Origin of the sequence: Sutcliffiella horikoshii, assembly GCF_021991925.1 — a bacterium.
GTDB lineage: Bacteria > Bacillota > Bacilli > Bacillales > Bacillaceae_I > Sutcliffiella_A > Sutcliffiella_A horikoshii_F.
This window is the reverse complement of the sequence record NZ_RXZI01000002.1, coordinates 724883-747971: the sequence shown is the minus strand read 5'-3', so window position 1 is coordinate 747971 and position 23089 is coordinate 724883. Positions and strand designations below refer to the sequence as shown.

Here is a 23089-nt window from a genome sequence, read left to right as displayed (position 1 = left end):
TCCCTCTCTCAAACCGAAAGCGCTTTCGAAAGTAATTATAAAATATATTGCAAACGCCGTCAATTACTTTTCAGAAGAAAATTCAGATATTTCCCGATTAAATCGATGGTAAATCCATCCTTCTCTAAAAATCCCATCAGACCTTAAACCTTTTTCCCTCTATTTCGTTATAATTAGTGAAGGATGAAAGAAGCCCCTTGTGTAGTGCAGGGTGATAGACTCCTGCACGGGAGTTAACTTTATCCAATCAACTTATATTGAATGAAAACGAAAGAAGGTTCCACCACCATGATCGAAATTCGCAACCTATCCAAAACATACAAACAACATCAAGCGCTATCATCCATCAATTTGCAAATATCCACAGGCATATTTGGATTGTTAGGTCCGAACGGTGCAGGAAAATCCACACTCATGCGAATCATGGCGACATTAATGAAACCTTCTGGGGGAGATGTCCTGATAGACTCCCTTTCTATTAATACTCACCCTGAAAAAGTCCGAAAAATGATCGGGTATCTTCCTCAACACTTCCATGTCTACCCGCAATTGACACCGATTGAAATCCTTGATTATGTCGGGGTGATGAAAGGTGTAACAAACAAGAAAGAACGTCGGGAACAGGTTTCACATTGGTTGCACGAAGTAAACCTCACCTCCAAAGCAAATGAGAAAATGAAAACTTTTTCCCACGGGATGAAACAGCGTGTCGGGATCGCACAGGCATTTATGGGAGATCCCAAACTGATTATATTAGATGAACCAACGGTTGGACTTGATCCCGAAGAAAGGTTGCGTCTTCGAAACCTTCTATCAAAAGAGGGACTGAACAAAAGCATCCTCCTATCCACACATGTTGTGACAGACATTGAAAGTAGCTGTTTTGAAGTAGGAGTGCTACAAAAAGGCACATTGATCTTGGATGCAACCGTCGATCAATTAAGAGAAAGAGCATGTGGTAAAGTCTGGGAGGGGACCGTTCCCTCAGGGTATTTGGAAAACCTTGCGGAGGATACCATTTTATGTACAGAGCATCGTGATAAAACGATACATGCACGGGTTTTGGCGGAAGAAAAGCCGTTTCATGGCGCTAAGATGTTAGAACCAACTCTTGAGGACGGCTACCTCGCCCTTTTAGGAGGATCTACCTTATGAAATTTATAAAACAGCTGCAATTGGAAGGTAGATTTATTTTCAAGAATTGGTTCTTTCTTATCGCACCTATACTATATGGAATTGGAATGGCCATTTGGCTAATCAATCAGAAAGAGGGAAGCATCAATTATATAGGCCAATATGCCGCAAGCTTTTTTAAAGCCAATAACGAATTTCTTGCGATCGGCCATACGCTTTCACTCGGCGTGATCTTCCTGGCAAGTGTACTTGCCATCCGGAGGGAAAAACAGACCGTTTTATTGGATTGGACGAATTCCTTGCCGAATTCTTTTTTATCTATCATTCTTGCAAAATACCTATCCCTTTTTATATACAGTGGTATTTTCACTTTATTTTTCTTCTTCACTTTTTTGTGGCAAGGCGCGTCCTATGGCAAAGATATTGCCTATCTTTTGGAGCAGGGCTTACGCATTTCCATCCAAAGCCAGTTGTCCTATGGAGTTTCCATTGCCTTAGGGATGGTATTGGCTGTCCTCATCTCTAACAGGATAGTCTATATCATCGTGTTTTGCGCATGGATGTTTGGTACCTTTTTCATGGAAGGGTATATCATTCAGCGGTATCAGTTATATTTCTTGAAGACCTTTCATTTGAATCAGTTTTTTCTGGATAGTGTGCATTCCAGTGATTGGAGGAGCAGTTTAGGAAGAAAGGAAACATTTTATTCCCAGTTATTTGTTTTCTTTTTCAGCCTTTTCTTGCTCGCAATAACGATTATTAAATCATCCACTGACCGTATTTCTTCTTTTGAAAAAAGAAAATGGGCATTCTTTGGGGTAGTGAGCGTTTTGACCTTTGCCTCCTTTATCCCATACGGTACTTTCTGGGCGGACCGGATTGATCACTATGATCAATTGAGAACTGGTGCGGTTGATCATTACAATAATAAAACCGGAGAACGTCTTAATACAGTCGGTGAATTTTACGAAGTGGATAGTTATACAATTGAGATGGAGCGGATTGGTAACTCCAAGATAGCCGTTCATGCAACGATGAATATACCTAAAAAGAAAGAAGAGCTCCCCATCCGGTTTTCCCTTTATCCCACATTTGAAGTGGAATCCATTATATGGAATGGGGTGGAGACGGACTTTGTAAAAAAAGAGCACCTGATTACGCTTCCTGAAGTGGGACAACACGAAATAAATAAGTTGGAAGTGAACTACTCAGGCAGTCTTCACGAGTGGGGCCCGTTATATGGAAAAGAAAAATACTTCGCTTTCTTGGATAAAAAGGATATGTATTTTCCGTCTTATATCGGGTGGTACCCCCTCCCAGGTGATTATCCTATTTATACTTCCATCGATACGGAAACGGAGGAATATATAAATACCATCCATTTCAACCGTCATATCGAGTTGAACCAGCAACTACCGCTTTCAGACTATAAGGTGACATTGAGAAACTTTGCTCAAGATGTTTTTAGTACGAGTCATGAAAGCCTCGTGGAAACGGACGATTCTCAGGTTTTTAAAAGCAAAGATGCAAAGGGAGTTACGCTTTTATCCAATAAAGGGCTTGTGGAAAGCAAGGAGAATCTGCCTTTTTCCATCATAGCCAAAGAAGAAAACATCCATAGACTTGAACAACAGCTTTCTGACATGGCAAAGGTAGAGGATTATTTCAATCGTTGGTTGGGTGGGCACTTGCAATATAGCATGAAACTCGCATACATCCCCTCTCTTACCATTGTAGGAGCTGAAACTTATTATTTTAATCATTTTGATGAAGCGGTTTTTTTTGATGATAGCCTCCAAACCTATGTTCAAATAGCTGATGGAAACGTGATAAATAACACCATGACAGATTTGAAGACACAGCTATTGACTTTTATGCTTTTTGGACACCGTTCTTCCCATTCCTCCTATTATTCCGAGGAATCTGTAATGAAGTCTATTATCGAATCGTATCTTCTTGTATTTTACAAGGATTACTACAACTTTGAGTGGGAAGAATTTGATCAATTCAATGGGACTCAATTCTACTTCCTATCGACCGTCTCTCATATTAACTGGATGTCTTCTTCGGGAGAAAAGACGACACTGGAGAAATTCGATGAACTGATCGATGCGAATCACCTTCTCTATAGCGACCAGGTGGTCTTGATGGTTGCCAAAGAAATAGAAAAAGGCAATATGGAAGAGGTAAAAAAGTTACTCAAAGATGTTTATCAAGATATTCAAGTAAACAATAAACAGTCATTTACTTATAAAGAGTGGATGACCTATTGGAATCGCACGTTTGAAAGTGGGGGAATGCGATGATAAGTGATGAACAGCTCCTTGAACAAATGGCCAATGGTGACCAGGCTGCCTTTGAAGCCTTTGTGCATAGATACCATGTAGCCATTCATCAATATATTGAAAGGCTGTTGAAGGATTCAAAAAAGGCCGAGGACGTGGTGCAGGAAACGTTTATCCGGTTATTGAAACAGCTACAGAACAAACAGATACCAACCTATCCCAAAGCTTGGCTTTATAGGGTGGCCTCGAATATCTGCAAAGATTACTGGCGGAGCGCCCAATATCGCTCAGAGGATACTGCGAAAGAAGAAATGCCTGTAACGGTAGACCAACAGGCTTCCGTCATTGAAATATACGAGCGGCAGGAGACGAGAAAAGAAATTTTGAACTCACTGAAAAACCTATCAGAAACTCAACAACAGGTGGTCACATTACGCTTCTATCAAGATATGAAACTGAAGGAAATCGCAGAAATCCTAGACCTACCTCTAGGTACGGTCAAATCGAACCTGTTTCACGCATTAAAGAAGCTTAAAGGGGTATTATCTCAAGAAGCGGAAAAGGAGGCGGAGAATAATGAAGGAACACAATCAAGATCAAGAGCTGTATCAACTAGAAGATGAAATGAAAGACATGTTTTCTTCATATGTAGTCAAAACGCCATCCAGTCAGGACACAAAGGCATTACTGGCTGCTTTGCAACCTGCATTCAATGAGATTGGAAAAGAAACTGCTGAGGACCTTGGCTATCAAATGGTCCAGAGGCCAAGCTTTCTTTCTCAACTTAAGGCACAAGTATCCTTTTACCAGTGGCATTTTTGGGTGGCAAGCACATTAATCTTTGTTATGCTTACACTCTTTTCATCCAACTATATATTAAACGAAGCAATCCTTTTTTATCAGTTTGCCATTCCACTATCCATGCTCGTTGGAGTTTTCTATACCTATCAAACATGGAACAAGCAGATGCGCACCATTGAAGGTATCACTCCTTTCCCACCTGCTTTGTTGTTACTAAGTCGAATGGTGATCATTCTGGCCATGAATATGGTCATGGGGATTGTCAGTTCTATTTATCTAAGCTTTAATATGGACCACTTTAAATTACTCCCATTTTTGTTGCACTGGATAGCACCTGCCTTACTTATTTATGGGATAATCGCTTATGTCATGATGCGAAAAGGAGTAAAAAAAGGACTTGCCTTAGGAATGGCGTGCTGGATCGGGTTGATGATGGCTGCATTTATGTACCAGGCTTCACCAGGCACATTTATGACATTAACTTATACCCAAGTAGCAGGCATTCAGGGAGCATTTGTTCTACTAGGAGCATTACTACTATATCTTTCATACAAGAAGAGTTTGGAATTACAAACCATGTTTCGTTAGATTGAGGCGATAAAATGATACAGATTCAAGACATTGTCTGGAAATACAAAGACTTTTCTTTAACTATTGAAGAGTTGACCCTTCAGAATGGGATCACCATCCTTGTAGGGAATAATGGTTCAGGAAAGTCGACGCTCCTTCATCTTCTGGCTACCGCCAACAAGGCCCCAAGGGGAACCATTACCTACAAAAAAGATACAATGGATTCAAACCTTGTAGCGGTAAGAAGTAAAATAGGCTTTGTCCCGACGGGCATCGAGCTCTATCCAGATTTCACCCCTGTAAAGTTGCTTCTGTATATGTCGCAGCTAAAAGGATTGAGTAAGGACTTTTCAAGAAGGCAAACACAGGAACTATTGAAGGTCTTCCACCTGGAGGATGTACAGAAAACAAAAGTAAAAAAGCTCTCCCAAGGAATGCAGCAACGCTTAGCATTGGCACAGGCTTTTCTTGGGAAACCAAGCTATATTTTTCTTGATGAACCACTTAACTTCTTGGATATCCATGAACGGAAAAGTTTGTTAAACTATATAGCAGAACTTGCTCCACACTGTGTCATCCTTGTTGCTACCCATGAATTGAACGAATGGGGGCCAATCTGCCACGATGTCTTATGGATGAACAAAGGGAATGTCCAATTTTTTGGAAGTAAAACGATGTGGAGGCATGGACTGCCACTACCGATATGGATCGGGGAAGTCCACGAGGAATACTATAACGAATTCTCTAAAAACCATTTGATTGTTTATGCTGGCCGTATGAAAGACAAACTCATCGTTCGCTGTGCCAGCAAGACAAAGCCCTCCCTCGGGTTCGAACCAACCGCCCCCACCATGGAAGATGCATTCTTCATCAGAAAATACTCAAAAGAAGCTACCATCAACTAGCTTCTTTTTGTTTTTTTGAAACTGTGCGGGAGTGGACTATAGATAGGTAGGTTTTTAGTGGTTGATTTCAATAGGTGTCGCAAGGTATACGAAAAAATCTTATAGAAAACAATTTTTTATTTGCTTAAAAAAGCCTTCGGACACTCCTCTGTTAGGTTCAGCCATTTCTTGAAGCTTTAAGGAGTTGTTCGGACAAATGAAAAGCATGGTTCGGACAGCAATCCACGGTGTTTGGACACTTCAGATCTCGTTCAGACACTTTAGGTCCAATTTTGGACAAGAACCGTAAAACTTCGGACATTTAAACCATTGGGAGAATTTCGGACACTCCCCAGAGGGTACCTGGTGGACTTATCTTCTAACTCAAGCGACCGACCTCCGGATAAGCAAACACCTGAAGAAAAAAGGATTACTGGAGTAAATGAACAACGTTTATGTTACATAAGTTTCACATATTCCCAATATCTTTGTAATGCTATTGTATTGTATAATTATATTGGGAGAATCTTTTCATCTCCGGCTAAACAAAATCTACCAAAATATAAAAAGATGCAAGAACAGCCCTTTTTTAAAGGAGTACTAGAAAATGATACATTTCAAAAAACTCGATTGGATATTGATAACAGCCATCATTCTGTTATGTACATATGGGTTGATCATGGTTTATAGTGCGGGCATGCTGCTTGGTTATGAACAGCACGAAGACTACGCCTATTTCTTCAACAAACAGAAAGACTGGCTCATGATAGGAATTCCCGTGTTTATCGGCGCAACCATGCTTAAGTATAAATTTTATGAGAAATTTACTCCATTATTTGTCGGAGTGATTATTTTCATGTTATTGGCCGTATTGATTCCGTTTATTGGCGTTGATGTGAATGGTTCCAGAAGATGGATTGACATAGGAATTCGCATACAGCCTTCCGAAATCGCCAAATTGGTCATGGTTATTTACTTTGCAAGGGTGTATGCCAGAAAACAACCATATATCCATCAATTCAAACAAGGGGTAGCTCCTCCCTTGGCAGTATTAGGACTTGTTTTTTTCCTTATTTTACTTCAGCCGGACCTAGGTACCGGAACTTCTATATTGGTTGCTTGCGGAGCGATTTTGATTTGCTCCGGGGCCAAGCTGAAACATATTCTGATGCTTGGAACCGTCGCAGCTGGTGCAGTCATTATTTTAGCCACGACTGCTAAATACCGACTTGAGAGGATCACATCTTTTATCGACCCTTTTGGCAATGAATCAGATACTGGGTTTCAATTGGTGAATTCTTTTATTGCTATTGGGGATGCTGGTTTGATGGGAAGAGGCCTTGGACAGGGAATTCATAAACTTGGGTATCTTCCTGAGGCACATACGGATTTTATTCTTGCCGTCATTTCGGAAGAGTTAGGAATTTTTGGGGTGCTTTTTCTTTTCCTTCTTTACTTGATTGTTTTAATACGTGGGGTAAGGATTGGCGTTGCTTTAAAAGATCCCTTTGGAAAATTGCTGGCATTCGGGATTACCTTCCAAATCAGCAGCCAAGTATTTTTTAATGCAGGAGCAGTAAGCGGCGTCTTGCCGATAACGGGTATTACCCTGCCATTCATCAGTTATGGAGGGTCTTCCCTGCTCATTACCATTTATGCAGCAGGTATTCTAGTCCACTTATCGAAACATGCCACCATTGCGAGAGAAGCTAGAGAGGAGACAGAATCAACATGGGGACAGAAAATAACAAGCTAGAGTATAGTCGTATTGATTATACGCTGTTATTTCTGCTGTTTTTACTATTTATTATCAGTTTAGTAGCTGTTTATAGTGCGTCGGGTCAATATTTTGCTGATGACCCGTATTATTTTGTAAAACGGCAGATCATTTGGTATATCATTGGGATAGGAATTATGTTTGCCGTTATGTTCTTTGATTATGAACTTTTGGAAAACCTTGCCCTTCCCTTTTATTTTCTTGGACTGATCCTCCTAGTCGCCGTCCATTTTGTCGGTACCGTAAGAAACGGATCACAACGCTGGATCAATCTGGGGGGCTTCCTATTACAGCCTTCGGAATTCATGAAGATATTTCTGATTATGGTGCTTGCAGGAGTCATCTACAAGTGGGCCAAAGAAAAACACGAATTAGAGACTGTTACACCTATCAGTGTTGTTATAAAAATCTTGATCTATTCTTTGCCGCCTTTCGGATTGATACTGCTTCAACCTGACTTGGGGACGGCACTAGTAGTGGGAGCCATCATGGTGACCATGATCTTCATAAGCGGGGCTTCTTGGCGGATTCTAACCTTACTGGCCGGGGCCGGAACGGCAGGGTTGACCTTGCTTGTATACCTGCACAATAATCATTTTGAGCTTTTCTCCAAATTCATCAAGCCTCACCAATTGGAGCGGATCTATGGTTGGTTGATGCGGGAAGAATATGCATCGTCGTTCGGCTTTCAGCTCACAGAAGCCCTAAAGGGGATTGGCTCCGGCCAAGTGTCAGGACGCGGATTGCTAGAAGGGGTCCAATCACAAAGTGGACGTATACCTGAGGTTCAAACGGACTTCATTTTCGCCCTTATTGGGGAGGAATTTGGATTTGTTGGAGCGACTCTAGTAATCTCCATTTACTTTATTATGATTTATCGCTTGATCATCATTGCCATCAGTTGTGATAATCCTTATGGTACTTACCTGGTAACAGGGGTTATTGGTCTATTGGCTTTCCAGATATTCCAGAACATCGCTATGACAATCGGCCTTATGCCTATTACAGGGCTTGCACTTCCATTTATGAGTTATGGAGGAAGCGCGTTGCTGACCAATATGATAGCCATGGGAATTGTCATGAGTGTCAAATATCGGACAAAGAAGTTTATGTTTAACTAGGTTCATAACCATATTGATAAAAAAACACCTTTCCAAGATTGCTACTAAGCAACTGGAAAGGTGTTTTATTTTGTTAGAATAGCAACTACTTATTTCTATTTATGGTTCTTTCTACTTTTATGAGGACCTCTCTAGAGTGAAAATCTCTTCACAGAGGTCCTCATCCCTCTCATGAAGACCTCTCTAGACTATAATCCACTAAAGGGAAGTCCTCATACATAATATGAAGACTTCTCCAGTCTATAATCCGCTCCACCGAGGTTCTCATCCCTATTTTCACGGACCGATCGACGACATACCCTCTTAAAAAGAAAAACACTTTTCCCTGCTTGCGGAAAAGTGTTTTTCTTTTGCTTACTCACATCTCTCTTACCCACTGTACAATCTTTAAAGAAAGATGGGTCGCGTCTTCGCTTTCTAATGCAGATTGGAACTCACCTTCCAAACGCTTCTTCAAAGCGATATTATCCTCTTCATAGGGAATTATCGTGGACCATTTGATAAATGGTATGGCAATCAACGTTTGTTCTTCTTTTTTATTTTCGTGTATGTACACACTGAAAGTATCTACTTGTAAGTTCGCTTTCCTTATCTTCATTGTTGGTCCCTCCCCCCTTCTTTTCTCTTGCTATGAATATTCTAGCTAGACTAAAGGAAATATTCAAGGTTTAATAATCCGATATGTAAACCTTCTTTAAAATGCTGTTGACATCTATTAGACTTTTAGATTATCATTTTATTGTTAACTACATACAGCAAAGGGGTTTACATTATGAAACGTTCACTTTCAACATTGGATATCACGTATGCAGCTATGTTTGTGGCATTGATGGCTATCGGTGCCAACATTGTATCTTGGATTCCATTTCTACAAATCGGAAATGTCCCACTATCCATGCAACCATTCTTCTGTGTGCTTGCAGGTATTTTACTTGGCTCACGCCTAGGCGCCATATCGATGATTGTTTATTTATTGGTAGGGATCGCAGGTGCTCCTGTTTTTGCTGGATTCGGTTCCGGATTCGCACCTATCATCGGACCGACTGGCGGATTCCTTTTATCCTACGTCATTACCGCCTTTGTAGCCGGATTGATTGTGGAAAAGAAGTCACAACCTAATGCAGGAACATTCATGTTTGCATCTTTTGTAGGAATCATTCTTATTTATTTCATTGGCACAAACTACATGTACATGATTATCAATTACGTGTTAGAAGCTGACATGGCATATTCTACAGCATGGCTAACAATGGCATGGTTTTCCGTTAAGGACTTTGTATTTACTATCTTCTGCGGGGTCATTGCCACTAAATTGTATTATGTGGTAAATAAAACAACTAAAACTCCTTATAAGCACAAAGCTGCGTAATAAAAAAGAAGCCAGGCTGCAACGATAAGCAGCCTGGCTTCTTTTAATAGATTTATAAAATTACTGCTGCAATACAGCCAAATATAATCAACGGGATATTGTAATGCAGGAAAGTCGGTACACATGTATCCCAAATGTGATTATGCTGCCCATCTGCATTCAAACCAGATGTCGGTCCAAGCGTACTGTCTGATGCAGGAGATCCGGCATCACCAAGCGCTGCTGCTGTTCCAACAATCGCAATGGTCGCCATGGCACTGAAACCAAGCTCCGCACACAATGGAACAAAGATTGCGGCAATGATGGGAATCGTGGAGAAGGAAGATCCAATCCCCATTGTGATAAGAAGTCCCACAGTCAACATGGCAAGTGCGGCAAGCAGCTGATTAGATCCAATCCACTCGGCAGAAGAGGATACCAATGTTTCAATATGTCCCGTCTCCCTTAATACGCTCGCAAAGCCGGAAGCGGCAATCATGACAAACCCGATGAATGCCATCATACGCATACCGGATGTTAAGATGACATCTGTTTCATTGAATTTCATCGCTCCCCCTATATACAGGATGATGATCCCTACAAGTGAACCATAAATCATTCCTTGAACCCCAACCACTTCTGTCAGGTATACTTGGGTAACAAGCGATACTACTACGGCCAACAATGCAAAGGCAATGGATTTAAACGTATAGGAAGCCGATTCCTGATCTGCTATAGCTTTTTGTTCATAGGCTCTAGGCTTTCTATAGCTAAAGAATACTGCTATTAAAAGTCCCACTACCATACCGGAAACCGGGATCATCATGGCAGTTGGAATGGAGGACAAACTGATATCCAGTCCACTCTCTCCCATATTTGTTCTCAAGATATCATGGAAGATTCCACCGAATCCAACAGGCAACAGGATGTATGGCGCAGTTAGACCGAATGTGATGATGGTCGCTGTCAACCTTCTGTCTATGTTCAGTTCGTTTAGTATTTTCAATAATGGCGGTATTAATATTGGAATGAACGCGATATGAACCGGAATGACATTCTGTGACATAATGGATACCGCTAAAAGAATAAGTAGGATAAGTACTTTGGATAATGCCTTTTTGCGTGTATCTCCTTTTGTTCCGACAAGCTTGATGGCACTTTCCACAAGTGCATCTGGAAGTCCTGTTTTCGATAGTGCTACCGCAAAGGCTCCCAAGAGCGCATAGCTCAGGGCAACCGCTGCATTCCCCCCAAGACCTTCTGTAAACGTATTGATGGTGGTTTCAAGGCCCAAACCTCCGACCATCCCACCGATGAATGCACCAGTGACTAGTGCGAGTACTACATTTATTCTAAGTAAGCTCAGTGTGAGCATAACCAAAACGGCTATGATAACTGCGTTCATAAAAAAGACGTCCTTTCTATTATGTGAATCTTGTTGGTTTTTACTTTAGTTAATTAAATCGTTAGAGAATTAGAGCGAAAAAGCATAAAGATAAAATAACATAGAGTAGGAATAGCTGTCAACGGAAAAGTTAGGAAGCTTGGAGGAGAAAATAAAAATGCGCATCCTTGGCAATAGGATGCGCATTTCAGACTGTTGACAACTATAAACTAGTTAGGTTAACTGTTGGAAAAGTTGATCTTCGTTGCAGGAGCTTCGCTTTCCACGGGCAGTCCGGAAGCCTTTTCGGGCTATGCCCTGCGGGGTCTTCCATGTCCTTTCCTCCCGCAGGAGTCTTCGCTCCTTCCACTGCGATCAACTAGAGAATATCATTATATTAAGCTTTGTCTATACAATGAAATACGCATCCCTAGCAATAGGATGCGCATTTATCTACGTTAATATTGAACTCTTATTCTTCCACTTGTCCAAAACGCTCCACCAAGGTAACAAGCGTTCTTACCATTGCTCCGGTTCCGCCACTTGGTCCAAGATCATGGGCAGATTTTGAAGTTGCGGTACCCGCGATATCCAAGTGGACCCATGGAGTACCCTCGGCAAACTCCCCAATAAATGCTCCTGCAAAAATGGCATGGCCATCACGACCTGGAGAGTTGTTCAAGTCCGCTACCTTACTGTTACGGACACGTTCTTTTGCATGATCGAAAATTGGAAGGCGCCACATTTCTTCCCCGGCTTCGTGGGATGCTTCTAACACTTCTTCAAACCAAGCTTCATCATTCGTCATCGCCCCTGTTGTATGGTTTCCAAGTGCGATGATGACTCCTCCTGTCAGTGTGGCAACGTCAACTAAATAATTGGCGCCATGCTGCTTCGCATAAGTTACAGCATCTGCAAGCACTAGGCGTCCTTCCGCATCCGTGTTCAGGATCTCGATTGTTTTACCACTCATGGAAGTGATGACATCATCTGGCTTAAAGGCGTTTCCACTGATCATATTGTCGGTGGATGCGATAACTGCCAATACATTTTGATCTGGCTTCAACTCGCCAATCGCTTCCATTGCACCAAGTACCGTCGCCGCTCCGCCCATATCCGATTTCATGCCTACGATACCGTCTTTAGGTTTGATGGAATATCCGCCAGTATCAAAGGTGATTCCTTTTCCAACCAGGCCAATTACATCTGTCCATTCGTCTTTTCCTTGATATTTCAGAACAATCATCTTAGGAGGTTCTACTGACCCTTTGTTCACGGCAAGCAAAGCACCCATCCCGAGCTTTTCCATCTCGTCTTTTTCAAGGATTTCCAGTTCAAATCCGTATTTCTCAGCCAAGCCGGCAGCATGGTTTGCCAAATCAGTTGCAGTCAGCATGTTCCCAGGCAGATTCACGAGAGTACGGGCACTGTTCGTCCCCTTTGCATAAACATATCCTACATGTGCACTGGCTTCTACTTCTCCCTTATCCTGATCTGTCAACAAGATAACCTGCTCTAGTTTTACTTCAGGTTCATTGGATTTTTGTTTATATCCATCATATTTATAGGTGGACAAAGGGATGGATTCCCCTAATGCGTGGGCAGCATCTAATACATCTACATCTTCTGTTACAAAAGTATCCAATGCCACTACAACATGTGTGAGCTTTGATTCTTGAAGTGTTTTTCCGACTTTACCGAAAACTTTACGTAACTCTACGAAAGTAAGTTTCTCTTCTCGGCCAGTCCCCACTACAAAAATTCTTTTATAGGAGGTTTTGCCAAATGTATGTATTCTTGCAAGCTTTCCTTTTTTGGCAGACACATCCCCATCCTTCAATAGCTGTGAAAGATAGCCTTCCAATTGCTGATCCAGATCCCCTACAAAACCACTTAATGTACTATGTTTCTCGGAAAGGCCAACTACAATGGCCTCCTGCTGCTCTGTGAAACTCTCTTCATTATGTACGACAAACATGTTACTACACCTCCTGTTTATTATAATTTTATTATAGCGAACTTACAGAAATATTTCGACTTTCTAATCATCTTCTAAAAAAAGGACCAGCGATGGTAACGGCGGTAAGGAAGATACCTCTTCAAATGGAACACGGTCTATATTTTTCGGCATAAGCTCTATACAACGAAGGATGAAGTGATGAACCTTTTCGAGGTCTACCCCCCAATATTTTGGCCTGTATTTTTGGATATACACCCGCCCGGCTTCCATCATTAAGCGAGCTCCTTTCACATTCCCATATTCATAATGATAGATGGCAACAGTCATTTGCAATAAGCCTTTCAGAAAATAATTCTCTTTATCTGTCATCCATATTTCTTCGAGCAAATCATGACAGGTATAATAATCCCCTTCATTGAAGGAGACAAAAAATTCATAGTATTCTTCCGGGTATATTGCCATTTCTTCTGCCCCTTTAATTAATTTGTCCTGTCTACATCTTAACAAATCCTGTATTATGATTCATAATAATAAGAAAATTGTCTATACATAATACTCTTTCTTCATGTGCTACAACCTGGAAGAAAGGGTATAGTAATAGAAACAACCGTAGAGAAAGGACGATTCTATCAGATGGAGTTATTTTCTAATTTTCCTTTATGGGCTGCATTGGCAGCAATCGGATTTGCACAATTTGTAAAAGTTCCCATTCAATATATCGGGACTCGGAGAATTGATTGGTCATTGATTACAAGTACAGGAGGAATGCCGAGCTCCCACTCTGCTGCCGTTACTGCATTGGCTACAGGCGTAGCGATTGAAACCGGGTTAGATTCTCCCATTTTTGCCGTTGCAACCGTATTTGCCATCATTGTCATGTTCGATGCAACCGGAGTCAGAAGACACGCCGGTGAGCAAGCGATTGTATTGAATAAGCTTGTGGGGGATTTTAACCGCTTTGTAGAAGAAACCAAAAAATGGCCCAATATGGATGAGCAGGAGAAAGTAAAAGATTTAAAGGAACTGCTTGGCCATAAACCGATTGAAGTATTTTTCGGGGCGATAACAGGTATCTTATTGACTCTCGTGTTGCATTACTTGGTTCATGGCTTGTAGGGGAGGTGGAAAACGATGCGTCTAATATCTATATGTCCAAGCAATACGGAACTGCTTCATTATCTTGGCCTTACTAGCAGACTTGTTGGAGTGGACAATTACTCTGATTGGCCAGAAGCAGTTTCTGGCCTCCCGAAACTCGGACCAGATTTGAATATTGACATGGATAAACTCGAAGCGTTGGAACCTGATCTGGTATTAGCGAGCTTAAGTGTTCCGGGAATGGAGCGAAATGTTCAAGGGCTCAAAGAACGAAAGATTCCTCATATCGTCCTTGATCCACAATCGCTTGAAGATATTATGCGGGACTTGTTGACGGTGGGAGAACTGACACACACTTCAGCTAAGGCGGACGAGATTGCTTCCTCCATGTATGAGATTATCCATACATACAAGCAACACGCGGCAGCATGTACCGATACGCCATCCTTGTATTGGGAATGGTGGCCAAAGCCCATTTTCACTCCTGGCAGGGTCAACTGGCTTACAGAGCTAAGTGAACTGGCTGGAGCGGTCAATATCTTCTCAGATAAAGATGTCGCAAGTTATCAGACGGAATGGACAGAAGTGGTGGAAAAGAACCCTGAGGCGATTTGTATGATCTGGGTTGGGGTAAAGGAGTCAAAAATGAACCCAAAGCATGTAATGAAACGGGAACATGCCGACACCATCCATGCCATCCAGAATTCCAACATCCATGTACTAGAAGAAAGTCTCTTTTGCAGACCTTCCCCAAGGCTAATTATGGGATTACAGAAACTAGCTTCCCTCCTCCATCCAACTATCTATCCAGAGTATAAGGGAGACGATCCTTTATTGAAATGATCAGTTACTGATGCAGATAGTAGGATGATTCAAGTGAAAAAAAGCCGTACCCTCAGGTAAACCCTGAAAGGTACGGCTTTATCCATGCTACTCCTCGTTCCCCCTATATTGCTGACGGAACACCTGCATGCTTTCTTCTTCATTCAATTGTGTCAACTCTTCCTCAGTCAATGTACCATCGCCTTTTTTAACTATATAGACATCAATGGTACGCTTGCCCCAATCATTGAAAACGTCATCCACTGTATCGTAATACAGGTCAATTTTATTCCCTTTGATTGCCCCGCCAATATCAGCGACCACCCCATACCCATATCCTGGGATGAAAAGGATAGTCCCTATTGGAAAGACATTGATATCTGCCGCAATGGTAGAATAGAGGTCCCTTTTGACTTTAAGTCCTGAGTATGTAATTCCATAGCTTGGGTCGCCAGGATTCTTTCCTGTTGATTCATAGCCAGCGGTATAACCTGTTGCATGCACTGTATGTGTGGGATATTGGCCCCAATCTAGTTCCTCTAGTGTTAATGGCTTCTCTATCGCTTCTTCTGCTGAAACCAGTGTAGGCGTTGCCGATAAGAAATTTAATTGTTTGAAGTTCAGCCCCATCCTTTTAAGTAGGCCGTCCTTGTCTTCTTCTGTTTCTTGTCCATCAATGGCATATATATTGTTCTCTTTTAGCCAATTGTGAATGGTTGATGCTTCAACTCCTGATATGGATTGGAAGGTAACAGACAATGCTAGTACAAAAAGTACCGCCATAACAGACCTTCGGCATATCATTTTCGCCGTTTTCATGTGATACACTCACTCTCCTCTCACAAGATATTCCTTCCCTCTTTTCAGAAAAAGTATTCCTTTTTTTGTGAGATTAGCGTGATATGTAACGATATTTACCATAAAATAGAGGCTTTAAAGTTACAGCAAGTAACCAAGATTCTTGTTGTGAAAACCAACTGTTTTATAGAAAAACACAAAAAAAAGAACCGGTTATAGAACCGATTCTTCTTTCAATATTAAAACATTTGATATCCATTTTTGCGAAGCATCCTGATGACGATACCAGAGCAGATCGCTCCTAAAAAGCCGCTGATCAAAATGGTGATATCTGCAACCTGTAGGGAAGCAACCTCGGAACCCAGTGTCGACAAAGCGGTACCTGGCTGTCTAAAATAATCGATCAGTCTAACATCATCCTGAGCAATGATCCATACACAAACCAAAGGATATATGATGGCCATAATCCAGGACATCCGCAATAACATATTTAAAAGGAATCCAATCCCAAAGAAAAGCACAAAAAACAAAACGACAGATATAAGTAAAATTGGTATGTTCAATACCAAGCACCTCCATTACACATCTTTTCTTAGTGTACTGAAAGCGTTGATACGAGTCAATTACTTTTGGAACACAAACAAAAACACAATCGCAATTGTCCTAAATACGTCATAATTGACCTATCGTAGAACGGACGCGATTGTGCCTGAGTAAAACGAAATCTATTTTCTTCCGCTTCCTCCACAGCAGGAGCAAGTTTCAGATCCGCCTAGCAATAACTGAAAGTATCCTTTACCTGAGCAATACGGGCAATCCTTTTTCTCTGTTTGCAGTTGATTTTTCATTCCCTATCCCTCCAGATGATTTTTCTCAAAACAGAATTTAATTTAATTTTCTGATAATATACCATCCTTCCAAGGGAAAAGGAAAGGGACGAATTTGGCTGAAATGAATGATGTAAGCGAATACATCTCATCCAATCTACTTATATCTTTCTTTTTCTTAAATTTACAGAATTATTAGAAAAATAACTTATAGGAGCTATAATGAAAGATTTGTCCCGGATCCATGGCACTTGTTTCTTTTAAAACAGATAGGTTTGAAAGATTTGCACAATAATGGATCAGGAGAGAAGAATCTGGGTCATTCTCCAATTCATCTAGCGTTTTAAATGTAGCATCAGAGAGTTCACTTTCCTGAAAAACCACATTTGTATGTAGTGGGCTACATAAAAACAGAAGCATATTGTCGCTGATTTTCTCCTTGATGACACCAGACCTTACTCCCACCAGACCTTCCACCTTCACATTAACTCCAGTTTCTTCTAATACCTCTCGCCTTACCGCCTCATCCACTGTTTCATCCGCTTCCACAAACCCTGCAGGAAAGGACCACTTGCCTTTCAGACCACCGTAGCGTTTTTTAACGACAAGCCACCTGCCGTCATCGGTAACTACAATTCCGGCAACTGCCAGCCAAACATTCTCTCTTTTCCCCATAGCACCATTCCCCCTTCCATCTATATCTAATGGTATCAGGAAAAAAGAAAAAAAGAAAAGCTACATGTTGTTGAACATGCAGCTTTTGCTAAACTTATCTTATAATACGTTGAATTTACCTTTTTTCATTACAAGTCCAGCTCCACCAATCATGTAAAGAGCACGGTTATCGACCATTTTCTTCATGAAGGATGCTTTGGAGCCCCAGATTTTGCGACCGAATACTACACCGATTGCATCGTCTTCACCTAAAGAACAAACTGTTCCTTTAAGATCAGGAGTGAAGGTTTGTAATTCACCTTGGCCACGAACCAATACTGCCAAGTTTTTCGCACATACTTCCCCTTGCTGCATCGCGATTTGTGCAGTTGGAGGATATGGACGGTTGATTTCTTCGTTGATGATTAGTGAACAGTCTCCAACGATGAATACATCCTCATGTCCAGGAGCGCGTAAGTAAGGATCTACTTTCACGCGGCCACGCATGTTTTCGAACCCGGAATCTTCCACCAAATGGTTTCCACGTACACCGGCAGCCCAAACAACTGTACCAGCTTTGATTTCTTCCACTTCTTCGTCTTTTGCAACGATGATACCTTCTTCTGTCGCTTCTTTGATTGCTGTACCAATTTTGAATTCTACGCCTTTACGCTCAAGTGTGTTTACAGCGTATTCCACTAGTTCTGGATCAAATCCAGGAAGTACAGTCGGTGCAGCTTCTACACACACGATGCGTACTTTTTCTTTAGGAATGTCAAATTCTTGGCAAAGCTCAGGAACACGGTTAACAAGTTCTCCAAGGAACTCGATACCAGTAAATCCGGCTCCACCAACAACGATTGTCAAGCGATCGTCGCGACGGTGCGCTTCTGTGTTGTAAGTAGCAAATTGATATTCGATGTGCTCACGGATCTTACGAGCAACATTTAGGTTTGCAATAGTGAACGCATGCTCTTTCAAGCCCTTGATGCCAAAAGTCTCTGCTTCATACCCAAGACCAACTACTAGGTAGTCGTAAGAGATTTCTCCACCCTTTGTCAACGCAACAGTTTTCGCTTCACGGTTGATGCCTGTTACTGTGTCATGTAAGAAGTGGACCTTGCTGCGATCGATAACATCGGAAATCTTGTAACGAGTGCGATCAGCTGGCAATGTACCTGCAGACGCTTCATGTAACCATGTAGACTCATAATGATAGTCGTTTTTGTTTACTAACGTGATATCGGCCTCATTGACACCGATCATTTTTTGAAGACGAACAGCCGTTACAAGTCCACCGTAACCTGCACCTAAAATAACTATACTTGGCTTTTTCAAATGAATCACACCTTTTATATTGAAATTTTTTATAAAATAAATATGAAGACATGAAACAAATCTCACTATACCCATTCTTACTATCCACTATAAAGATAAAATTTATTAGAAATAAATGATTGTGAAATACTTCACGAATACGGACGGCAAAAAAGTGCGAAATTTGTCACAAAGAAACTTAACCTACATACCATCATATTCTTTTTCGGTCTTTTTTTCAAGACAAAATCATAGTTTAAAAAGCTTTAAAATATTCGGAAAATAGGCAATCTCTGTTATAACTATCCTTTGTATTCCAAAACTTCTACCTATTTTCAGTATATGTTCCCCTTTTTCTAAGGTTGAAAACAGAAATTGTGAGAAAATTATGCTATGATAAAGAAAGAAAGTAAACAATCGTTTAGGGGGATAGGTACAGATGAGCGAAGAGCAAAAAGTATTTGACATCACCATCATTGGTGGAGGTCCTACAGGATTATTCACTGCTTTCTACGGAGGTATGAGGCAGGCAAGCGTCAAAATCATTGAAAGTCTACCACAATTGGGTGGGCAGTTATCCGCGTTATACCCTGAAAAGTACATATATGATATTGCCGGATTCCCGAAGATCCGTGCACAAGAATTAATCAACAACCTAAAGGAGCAAATGGCCAAATTTGAGCCAACGGTTGCATTGGAGCAATCCGTTCAAACTCTTGAAAAAATGGGCGATGGCACCTTTAAAATTGTGACGGATAAAGAAACCCATTATTCCAAAGCCGTTATCATCACAGCAGGCAATGGAGCCTTCCAACCACGCCGTCTTGAGCTTGAAAACGCAACGGATTACGAAAACAAGAACATCCACTACTTTGTTGATGATATGAATAAGTTTGCCGGTAAAAAAGTCGTGGTATTTGGTGGCGGAGATTCTGCAGTTGACTGGGCACTAATGCTAGAGCCGATTGCTGAGAAAGTGACACTTGTACATCGTCGTGACAAGTTCCGTGCACATGAGCACAGCGTGGAGACACTAATGAATTCCAAAGTGGAAATCAAAACGCCATACGTTCCGGCAGAACTAATCGGTGACGACAACGCAATCAATCAGGTTGTCCTCGAAAAAGTGAAATCCGAAGATCGTGAAGTGTTGGATGTGGATGATGTTATTGTCAACTATGGATTCGTTTCCTCTCTTGGTCCTATCAAGGATTGGGGACTTGAAATCGAAAAGAATTCCATAGTGGTCAACTCCAAAATGGAAACGAACATCTCCGGAATCTATGCAGCTGGTGATATCTGCACATACGAAGGAAAAGTGAAACTAATTGCTTGTGGCTTTGGTGAAGCACCAACTGCCGTAAACAATGCAAAATCTTATATCGATCCAAAAGCGAAAGTACAACCGCTTCATAGTACTAGTTTATTCTAAACCGACTATGAAAGTGCAGCCAACCCTTGTGGAAATAAGGGTTGGTTTTTTTGATTAGTAAACCAATAATTCTTTTCGCCTGTAACCTTCCACCAACACTCAACGTCTAACCTAATAACAAACCTAATGAGGTGATCAGCCAAATGAAATTCTTCAAAGTTGCTGTTCTTTCTTTTCTCCTCACTATCCTATCCCTACCGTTCTTCTCATCAACAGGCTATGCATGTTCCTGCTTGCCACCGGGTACGCCGCAAGAGGAACTGGCAAAAATGGATGCCGTATTCACAGGAAAAGTGTTAGATGTAAATGAAAAATACAACAGTACAACACAAGTAAAGTTAAGCGTGTCAAGTACATGGAAAGGTGTCAACACAAAGGAAGTAGTTATTTACACTGCCATGGACTCCGCGGCATGTGGGGTTAATTTTGAACAAGACAAAGAATACTTGGTTTATGCCCATTTGGAGGATGGAGAATACACCACATACCTTTGTTCAAGAACAGCAGAGCTTGCTCACGCCCAGTCCGACTTAAAGGAACTTGGGAAAGGAACTGTTCCGACAGATGATACAAAGCCATTCGCTAGTTTCTCCACACAAAATGCAGTTATCGGTACCCTAGGAGTGGCACTTGTTCTAGGCGCATGCTTCTTCTACCGCTGGAAAAGTACAAAATAAATATGCATGCAAAAAGCACCTCTCTATTGGAAAGGTGCTTTTCTTGTTTTATACATCTACCAAAACACAACAATCCTGCCATTATCGAGGCTGATGAGATATCCTACATAATCCCCAAGATCTACATTAATTTCTTCCCCAGTTTGCAGAACGTGTTTAATCCCTTCCACTATCCCCGTATACTCTGTCCAATCGCCGGTAGAAAAATAATCCATTAATACATCTGCATTTGCAAGCTCTGCAACTGCCGCCCCTGTACTCATAGAAAGTAAAATTCCTTCTGTCTTATGGTAGATCATGAATCCGTCAGATTCCGGAATCCCATAAAGGTCGGCACCATACTTTTCTGCAATGGCTATTGTTTTCGTAAATCTATCGTCATTTATTTTATGGTAGGTGTAGTCTCCGATGGTGACAGTTTCAGTCTGCTCTTCTACCTCATCTTCGTTATGGTCAACTGTGTCAGGTTCAGGAGGATCTTCACGAGGAGCCTCAATTGGCTTTTCTACTGTCTCCGTACGGCCTTCCGTACCTTCTTCTGCTTGATTGCTATCTATGAAAAATGTAGTAGATGGTATCGCCATGCGGACATTCGTTGGTTTTATTGAATGAAGTTGGTATGACTCACTGGCCTGTGTATCCACTCCTTGACAGGAAGTACCGATACTTGCAAATCCTAGTGCCGACAAAAGAATAATTGTCATGCTCCTTTTCCCTTTCACTGCGACCACTCCTCTTTTTATCCCTAACTATATAGACGGTTTAAGGTGGCAGTTGGTTTCATAATTTTGGAAAATAATCACAACAAAAAAACTTGGATAACCTGACAGGCTACCCAAGTTTTTGACTTTTAATTTAACATTCCTCCGGTGTACCGGTGTTTGTCGCTGTACGGAAGGAAGAACCACAGCCACAGTTAGCGATGGCGTTCGGGTTGTCGATGGTGAATCCGCCGCCCATCATGGATTGTTTGAAATCAATTTTTACGTCTTGAAGAATTGGCTTGCTTTCAGCATCGATTAAGATTTTGATTCCGTGCTGTTCCAGTTCGATGTCCTTTTCGCCTTTTTCTTCTTCAAAGCCCATACCGTAAGAAAGACCGCTACACCCTCCACCTTTCACGCCCACACGTAAAAAGACGGATTCATCGCCGTGTTCTTTCATCATATCTTTTATTTGAAAAGCTGCTGCTTCTGTTATGGTAATGACATCACTCATATATTACACCTCCCAATGTATTTCCAGTTCCATTAGCTTCATTATATCGTGAAACGGAAGTCTGCTCAAACTTACTGCTTTAATAGTATATGCAAAAGGAACAAGCCATTGTGATTAATAATAGAAAGATCCTGTACAAATGACTTCTGCAGGACCGCGCATTTTAACCGATCCTTCCTTCGTCCATGTGATAAAGAGGTCTCCCCCTGCCAGATGAACGACCGTTTCCTTGTCACGGGCCGTTTTGTTGTTCAGGACAGACGCCACTACTGCAGCACATGCACCTGTACCACATGCCTGGGTGATGCCAGAACCTCTCTCCCAAACGCGGAAGTGCAACTCATCATCTGCGACAACCTCGACGAACTCCACATTTACCCCCTCAGGAAAGCGATAATCCTTTTCTACTACAGGACCAAGGGTCGTTAGAGGAGCATCTTTTATATCATCCAGATAAAAAATAACGTGTGGGTTCCCCATGGACACTGTGGTTATTTCGTAAGTTTCTCCGTCCACTGTGAATGGTTCCGCAACTAGGGCTTCTTTTTCCTCCATTAGTATCGGAATTTCCTTTGTAGAGAGCCTTGGTTCTCCCATGTCGATTGTTACAGAAGTAACCTTTCCTTCTGCCACTTCCATTTCGGCTTCCACTAGTCCTGAAAGTGTTTCAATTTTAAAAATCTCTGTCTGAACGATTCCGTGCTCGTAAGCATATTTTGCCACACAGCGAAGACCATTCCCACAGTTTTTTCCTTCGGATCCATCGTTATTGAAGATTCGCATTTTAACTGGCGCTATCTCTGAAGGACATATCAAAATCATCCCATCAGATCCGATTCCGGTATGGATGTTTGCCACCTTGACGGCAAGATTTGATAACTCTTCTTCTTTTAACTTTTCTTCAAACATATTCACATATATATAGTTGTTTCCTAGTCCGTGCATCTTGGTGAATTCAAAGGAGCGCATTTTTTTACTATTC

24 protein-coding genes are annotated in these 23089 nt (G+C 41.5%); 12 read left to right on the top strand and 12 right to left on the bottom strand.

The annotated features are described in order from the left end of the window. Positions 1-288 precede the first annotated feature (288 nt). The 7 genes from EKQ44_RS08990 to rodA all read left to right on the top strand — a co-directional run bounded on the left by EKQ44_RS08990 (position 289) and on the right by rodA (position 8572). Entirely contained in the window at positions 289-1155 is an 867-nt protein-coding gene (locus tag EKQ44_RS08990) for an ATP-binding cassette domain-containing protein (RefSeq protein WP_237663199.1), read from the top strand. Beyond that, the gene (locus tag EKQ44_RS08985) at positions 1152-3440 is read left to right on the top strand and encodes a hypothetical protein (RefSeq protein ID WP_237663198.1); all 2289 of its coding nucleotides are present in this window, start codon (positions 1152-1154) and stop codon (positions 3438-3440) included. Before EKQ44_RS08990 ends, EKQ44_RS08985 begins: the two co-directional genes overlap by 4 nt. Further along, on the top strand, positions 3437-4042 hold the full coding sequence (locus EKQ44_RS08980) for an RNA polymerase sigma factor (RefSeq protein WP_237663197.1): 606 nt from the start codon (positions 3437-3439) through the stop codon (positions 4040-4042). Before EKQ44_RS08985 ends, EKQ44_RS08980 begins: the two co-directional genes overlap by 4 nt. After that, positions 3996-4808: a hypothetical protein gene (locus EKQ44_RS08975; protein WP_237663196.1), complete on the top strand. Its 813-nt coding sequence runs from the start codon at positions 3996-3998 to the stop codon at positions 4806-4808. Before EKQ44_RS08980 ends, EKQ44_RS08975 begins: the two co-directional genes overlap by 47 nt. Before the next feature lie 14 nt (positions 4809-4822). Next, positions 4823-5695: an ABC transporter ATP-binding protein gene (locus EKQ44_RS08970; RefSeq protein ID WP_237663195.1), complete on the top strand. Its 873-nt coding sequence runs from the start codon at positions 4823-4825 to the stop codon at positions 5693-5695. Positions 5696-6281: 586 nt separating this feature from the next. After that, a complete protein-coding gene (gene ftsW / locus EKQ44_RS08965) occupies positions 6282-7430 on the top strand; it encodes a putative lipid II flippase FtsW (protein WP_237663194.1) in 1149 nt (382 codons plus the stop codon). Next, entirely contained in the window at positions 7406-8572 is a 1167-nt protein-coding gene (gene rodA / locus EKQ44_RS08960; protein WP_237663193.1) for a rod shape-determining protein RodA, read from the top strand. The genes ftsW and rodA overlap by 25 nt, the downstream gene beginning before the upstream one ends. Before the next feature lie 358 nt (positions 8573-8930). Here rodA and EKQ44_RS08955 read toward each other — a convergent pair whose 3' ends face one another. After that, positions 8931-9170 carry a YueH family protein gene (locus tag EKQ44_RS08955; RefSeq protein WP_237663192.1) on the bottom strand — a complete coding sequence of 80 codons (240 nt, stop codon included), beginning with the start codon at positions 9168-9170 and terminating at the stop codon, positions 8931-8933. A 174-nt stretch (positions 9171-9344) separates the two neighbouring features. Between EKQ44_RS08955 and EKQ44_RS08950 the strand changes: the two genes are divergently transcribed. After that, a complete protein-coding gene (locus tag EKQ44_RS08950) occupies positions 9345-9941 on the top strand; it encodes a biotin transporter BioY (RefSeq protein ID WP_237663191.1) in 597 nt (198 codons plus the stop codon). Positions 9942-9993: 52 nt separating this feature from the next. Here EKQ44_RS08950 and EKQ44_RS08945 read toward each other — a convergent pair whose 3' ends face one another. The 3 genes from EKQ44_RS08945 to EKQ44_RS08935 form a co-directional block, all read right to left on the bottom strand. After that, on the bottom strand, positions 9994-11325 hold the full coding sequence (locus tag EKQ44_RS08945; protein WP_237663190.1) for a Na+/H+ antiporter family protein: 1332 nt from the start codon (positions 11323-11325) through the stop codon (positions 9994-9996). 451 nt (positions 11326-11776) lie between these two features. After that, positions 11777-13282: a leucyl aminopeptidase gene (locus EKQ44_RS08940; protein ID WP_237663189.1), complete on the bottom strand. Its 1506-nt coding sequence runs from the start codon at positions 13280-13282 to the stop codon at positions 11777-11779. Positions 13283-13345: 63 nt separating this feature from the next. Beyond that, positions 13346-13726 (bottom strand): DUF309 domain-containing protein, encoded by a 381-nt coding sequence (locus tag EKQ44_RS08935; protein WP_237663188.1) that lies wholly within the window; start codon positions 13724-13726, stop codon positions 13346-13348. A gap of 171 nt (positions 13727-13897) precedes the next feature. On the opposite strand from EKQ44_RS08935, the gene EKQ44_RS08930 reads away from it, so the two are divergent. Both EKQ44_RS08930 and EKQ44_RS08925 read left to right on the top strand, forming a co-directional pair. After that, on the top strand, positions 13898-14380 hold the full coding sequence (locus EKQ44_RS08930) for a divergent PAP2 family protein (RefSeq protein ID WP_237663187.1): 483 nt from the start codon (positions 13898-13900) through the stop codon (positions 14378-14380). Between the two features lie 15 nt (positions 14381-14395). After that, positions 14396-15205: a cobalamin-binding protein gene (locus tag EKQ44_RS08925; protein WP_237663186.1), complete on the top strand. Its 810-nt coding sequence runs from the start codon at positions 14396-14398 to the stop codon at positions 15203-15205. A gap of 87 nt (positions 15206-15292) precedes the next feature. On the opposite strand, the gene EKQ44_RS08920 is transcribed toward EKQ44_RS08925, so the two are convergent. The 5 genes from EKQ44_RS08920 to EKQ44_RS08900 form a co-directional block, all read right to left on the bottom strand. Further along, positions 15293-16003 (bottom strand): 3D domain-containing protein, encoded by a 711-nt coding sequence (locus EKQ44_RS08920; protein ID WP_237663185.1) that lies wholly within the window; start codon positions 16001-16003, stop codon positions 15293-15295. A 218-nt stretch (positions 16004-16221) separates the two neighbouring features. Next, a complete protein-coding gene (locus EKQ44_RS08915; RefSeq protein ID WP_237663184.1) occupies positions 16222-16551 on the bottom strand; it encodes a YuiB family protein in 330 nt (109 codons plus the stop codon). Positions 16552-16707: 156 nt separating this feature from the next. Next, complete coding sequence (locus EKQ44_RS08910; RefSeq protein ID WP_157860702.1) at positions 16708-16830, bottom strand: YuiA family protein; 123 nt, start codon at positions 16828-16830, stop codon at positions 16708-16710. Positions 16831-17004: 174 nt separating this feature from the next. Then, on the bottom strand, positions 17005-17484 hold the full coding sequence (locus EKQ44_RS08905; protein ID WP_237663183.1) for an NUDIX domain-containing protein: 480 nt from the start codon (positions 17482-17484) through the stop codon (positions 17005-17007). Between the two features lie 99 nt (positions 17485-17583). After that, positions 17584-18801 (bottom strand): NAD(P)/FAD-dependent oxidoreductase, encoded by a 1218-nt coding sequence (locus EKQ44_RS08900; protein ID WP_205831689.1) that lies wholly within the window; start codon positions 18799-18801, stop codon positions 17584-17586. 418 nt (positions 18802-19219) lie between these two features. On the opposite strand from EKQ44_RS08900, the gene EKQ44_RS08895 reads away from it, so the two are divergent. Beyond that, entirely contained in the window at positions 19220-20212 is a 993-nt protein-coding gene (locus EKQ44_RS08895) for an NAD(P)/FAD-dependent oxidoreductase (RefSeq protein WP_237663182.1), read from the top strand. A gap of 143 nt (positions 20213-20355) precedes the next feature. Then, positions 20356-20889: a hypothetical protein gene (locus EKQ44_RS08890; protein WP_237663181.1), complete on the top strand. Its 534-nt coding sequence runs from the start codon at positions 20356-20358 to the stop codon at positions 20887-20889. 56 nt (positions 20890-20945) lie between these two features. On the opposite strand, the gene EKQ44_RS08885 is transcribed toward EKQ44_RS08890, so the two are convergent. The 3 genes from EKQ44_RS08885 to dapF all read right to left on the bottom strand — a co-directional run bounded on the left by EKQ44_RS08885 (position 20946) and on the right by dapF (position 23076). Further along, complete coding sequence (locus EKQ44_RS08885; RefSeq protein WP_237663180.1) at positions 20946-21611, bottom strand: hypothetical protein; 666 nt, start codon at positions 21609-21611, stop codon at positions 20946-20948. A 133-nt stretch (positions 21612-21744) separates the two neighbouring features. Further along, positions 21745-22107 carry a HesB/IscA family protein gene (locus tag EKQ44_RS08880; RefSeq protein WP_168865302.1) on the bottom strand — a complete coding sequence of 121 codons (363 nt, stop codon included), beginning with the start codon at positions 22105-22107 and terminating at the stop codon, positions 21745-21747. A 114-nt stretch (positions 22108-22221) separates the two neighbouring features. Beyond that, positions 22222-23076, bottom strand: coding sequence for a diaminopimelate epimerase (dapF, locus tag EKQ44_RS08875; protein WP_237663179.1), 855 nt, complete (start codon positions 23074-23076; stop codon positions 22222-22224). Positions 23077-23089 lie beyond the last annotated feature (13 nt).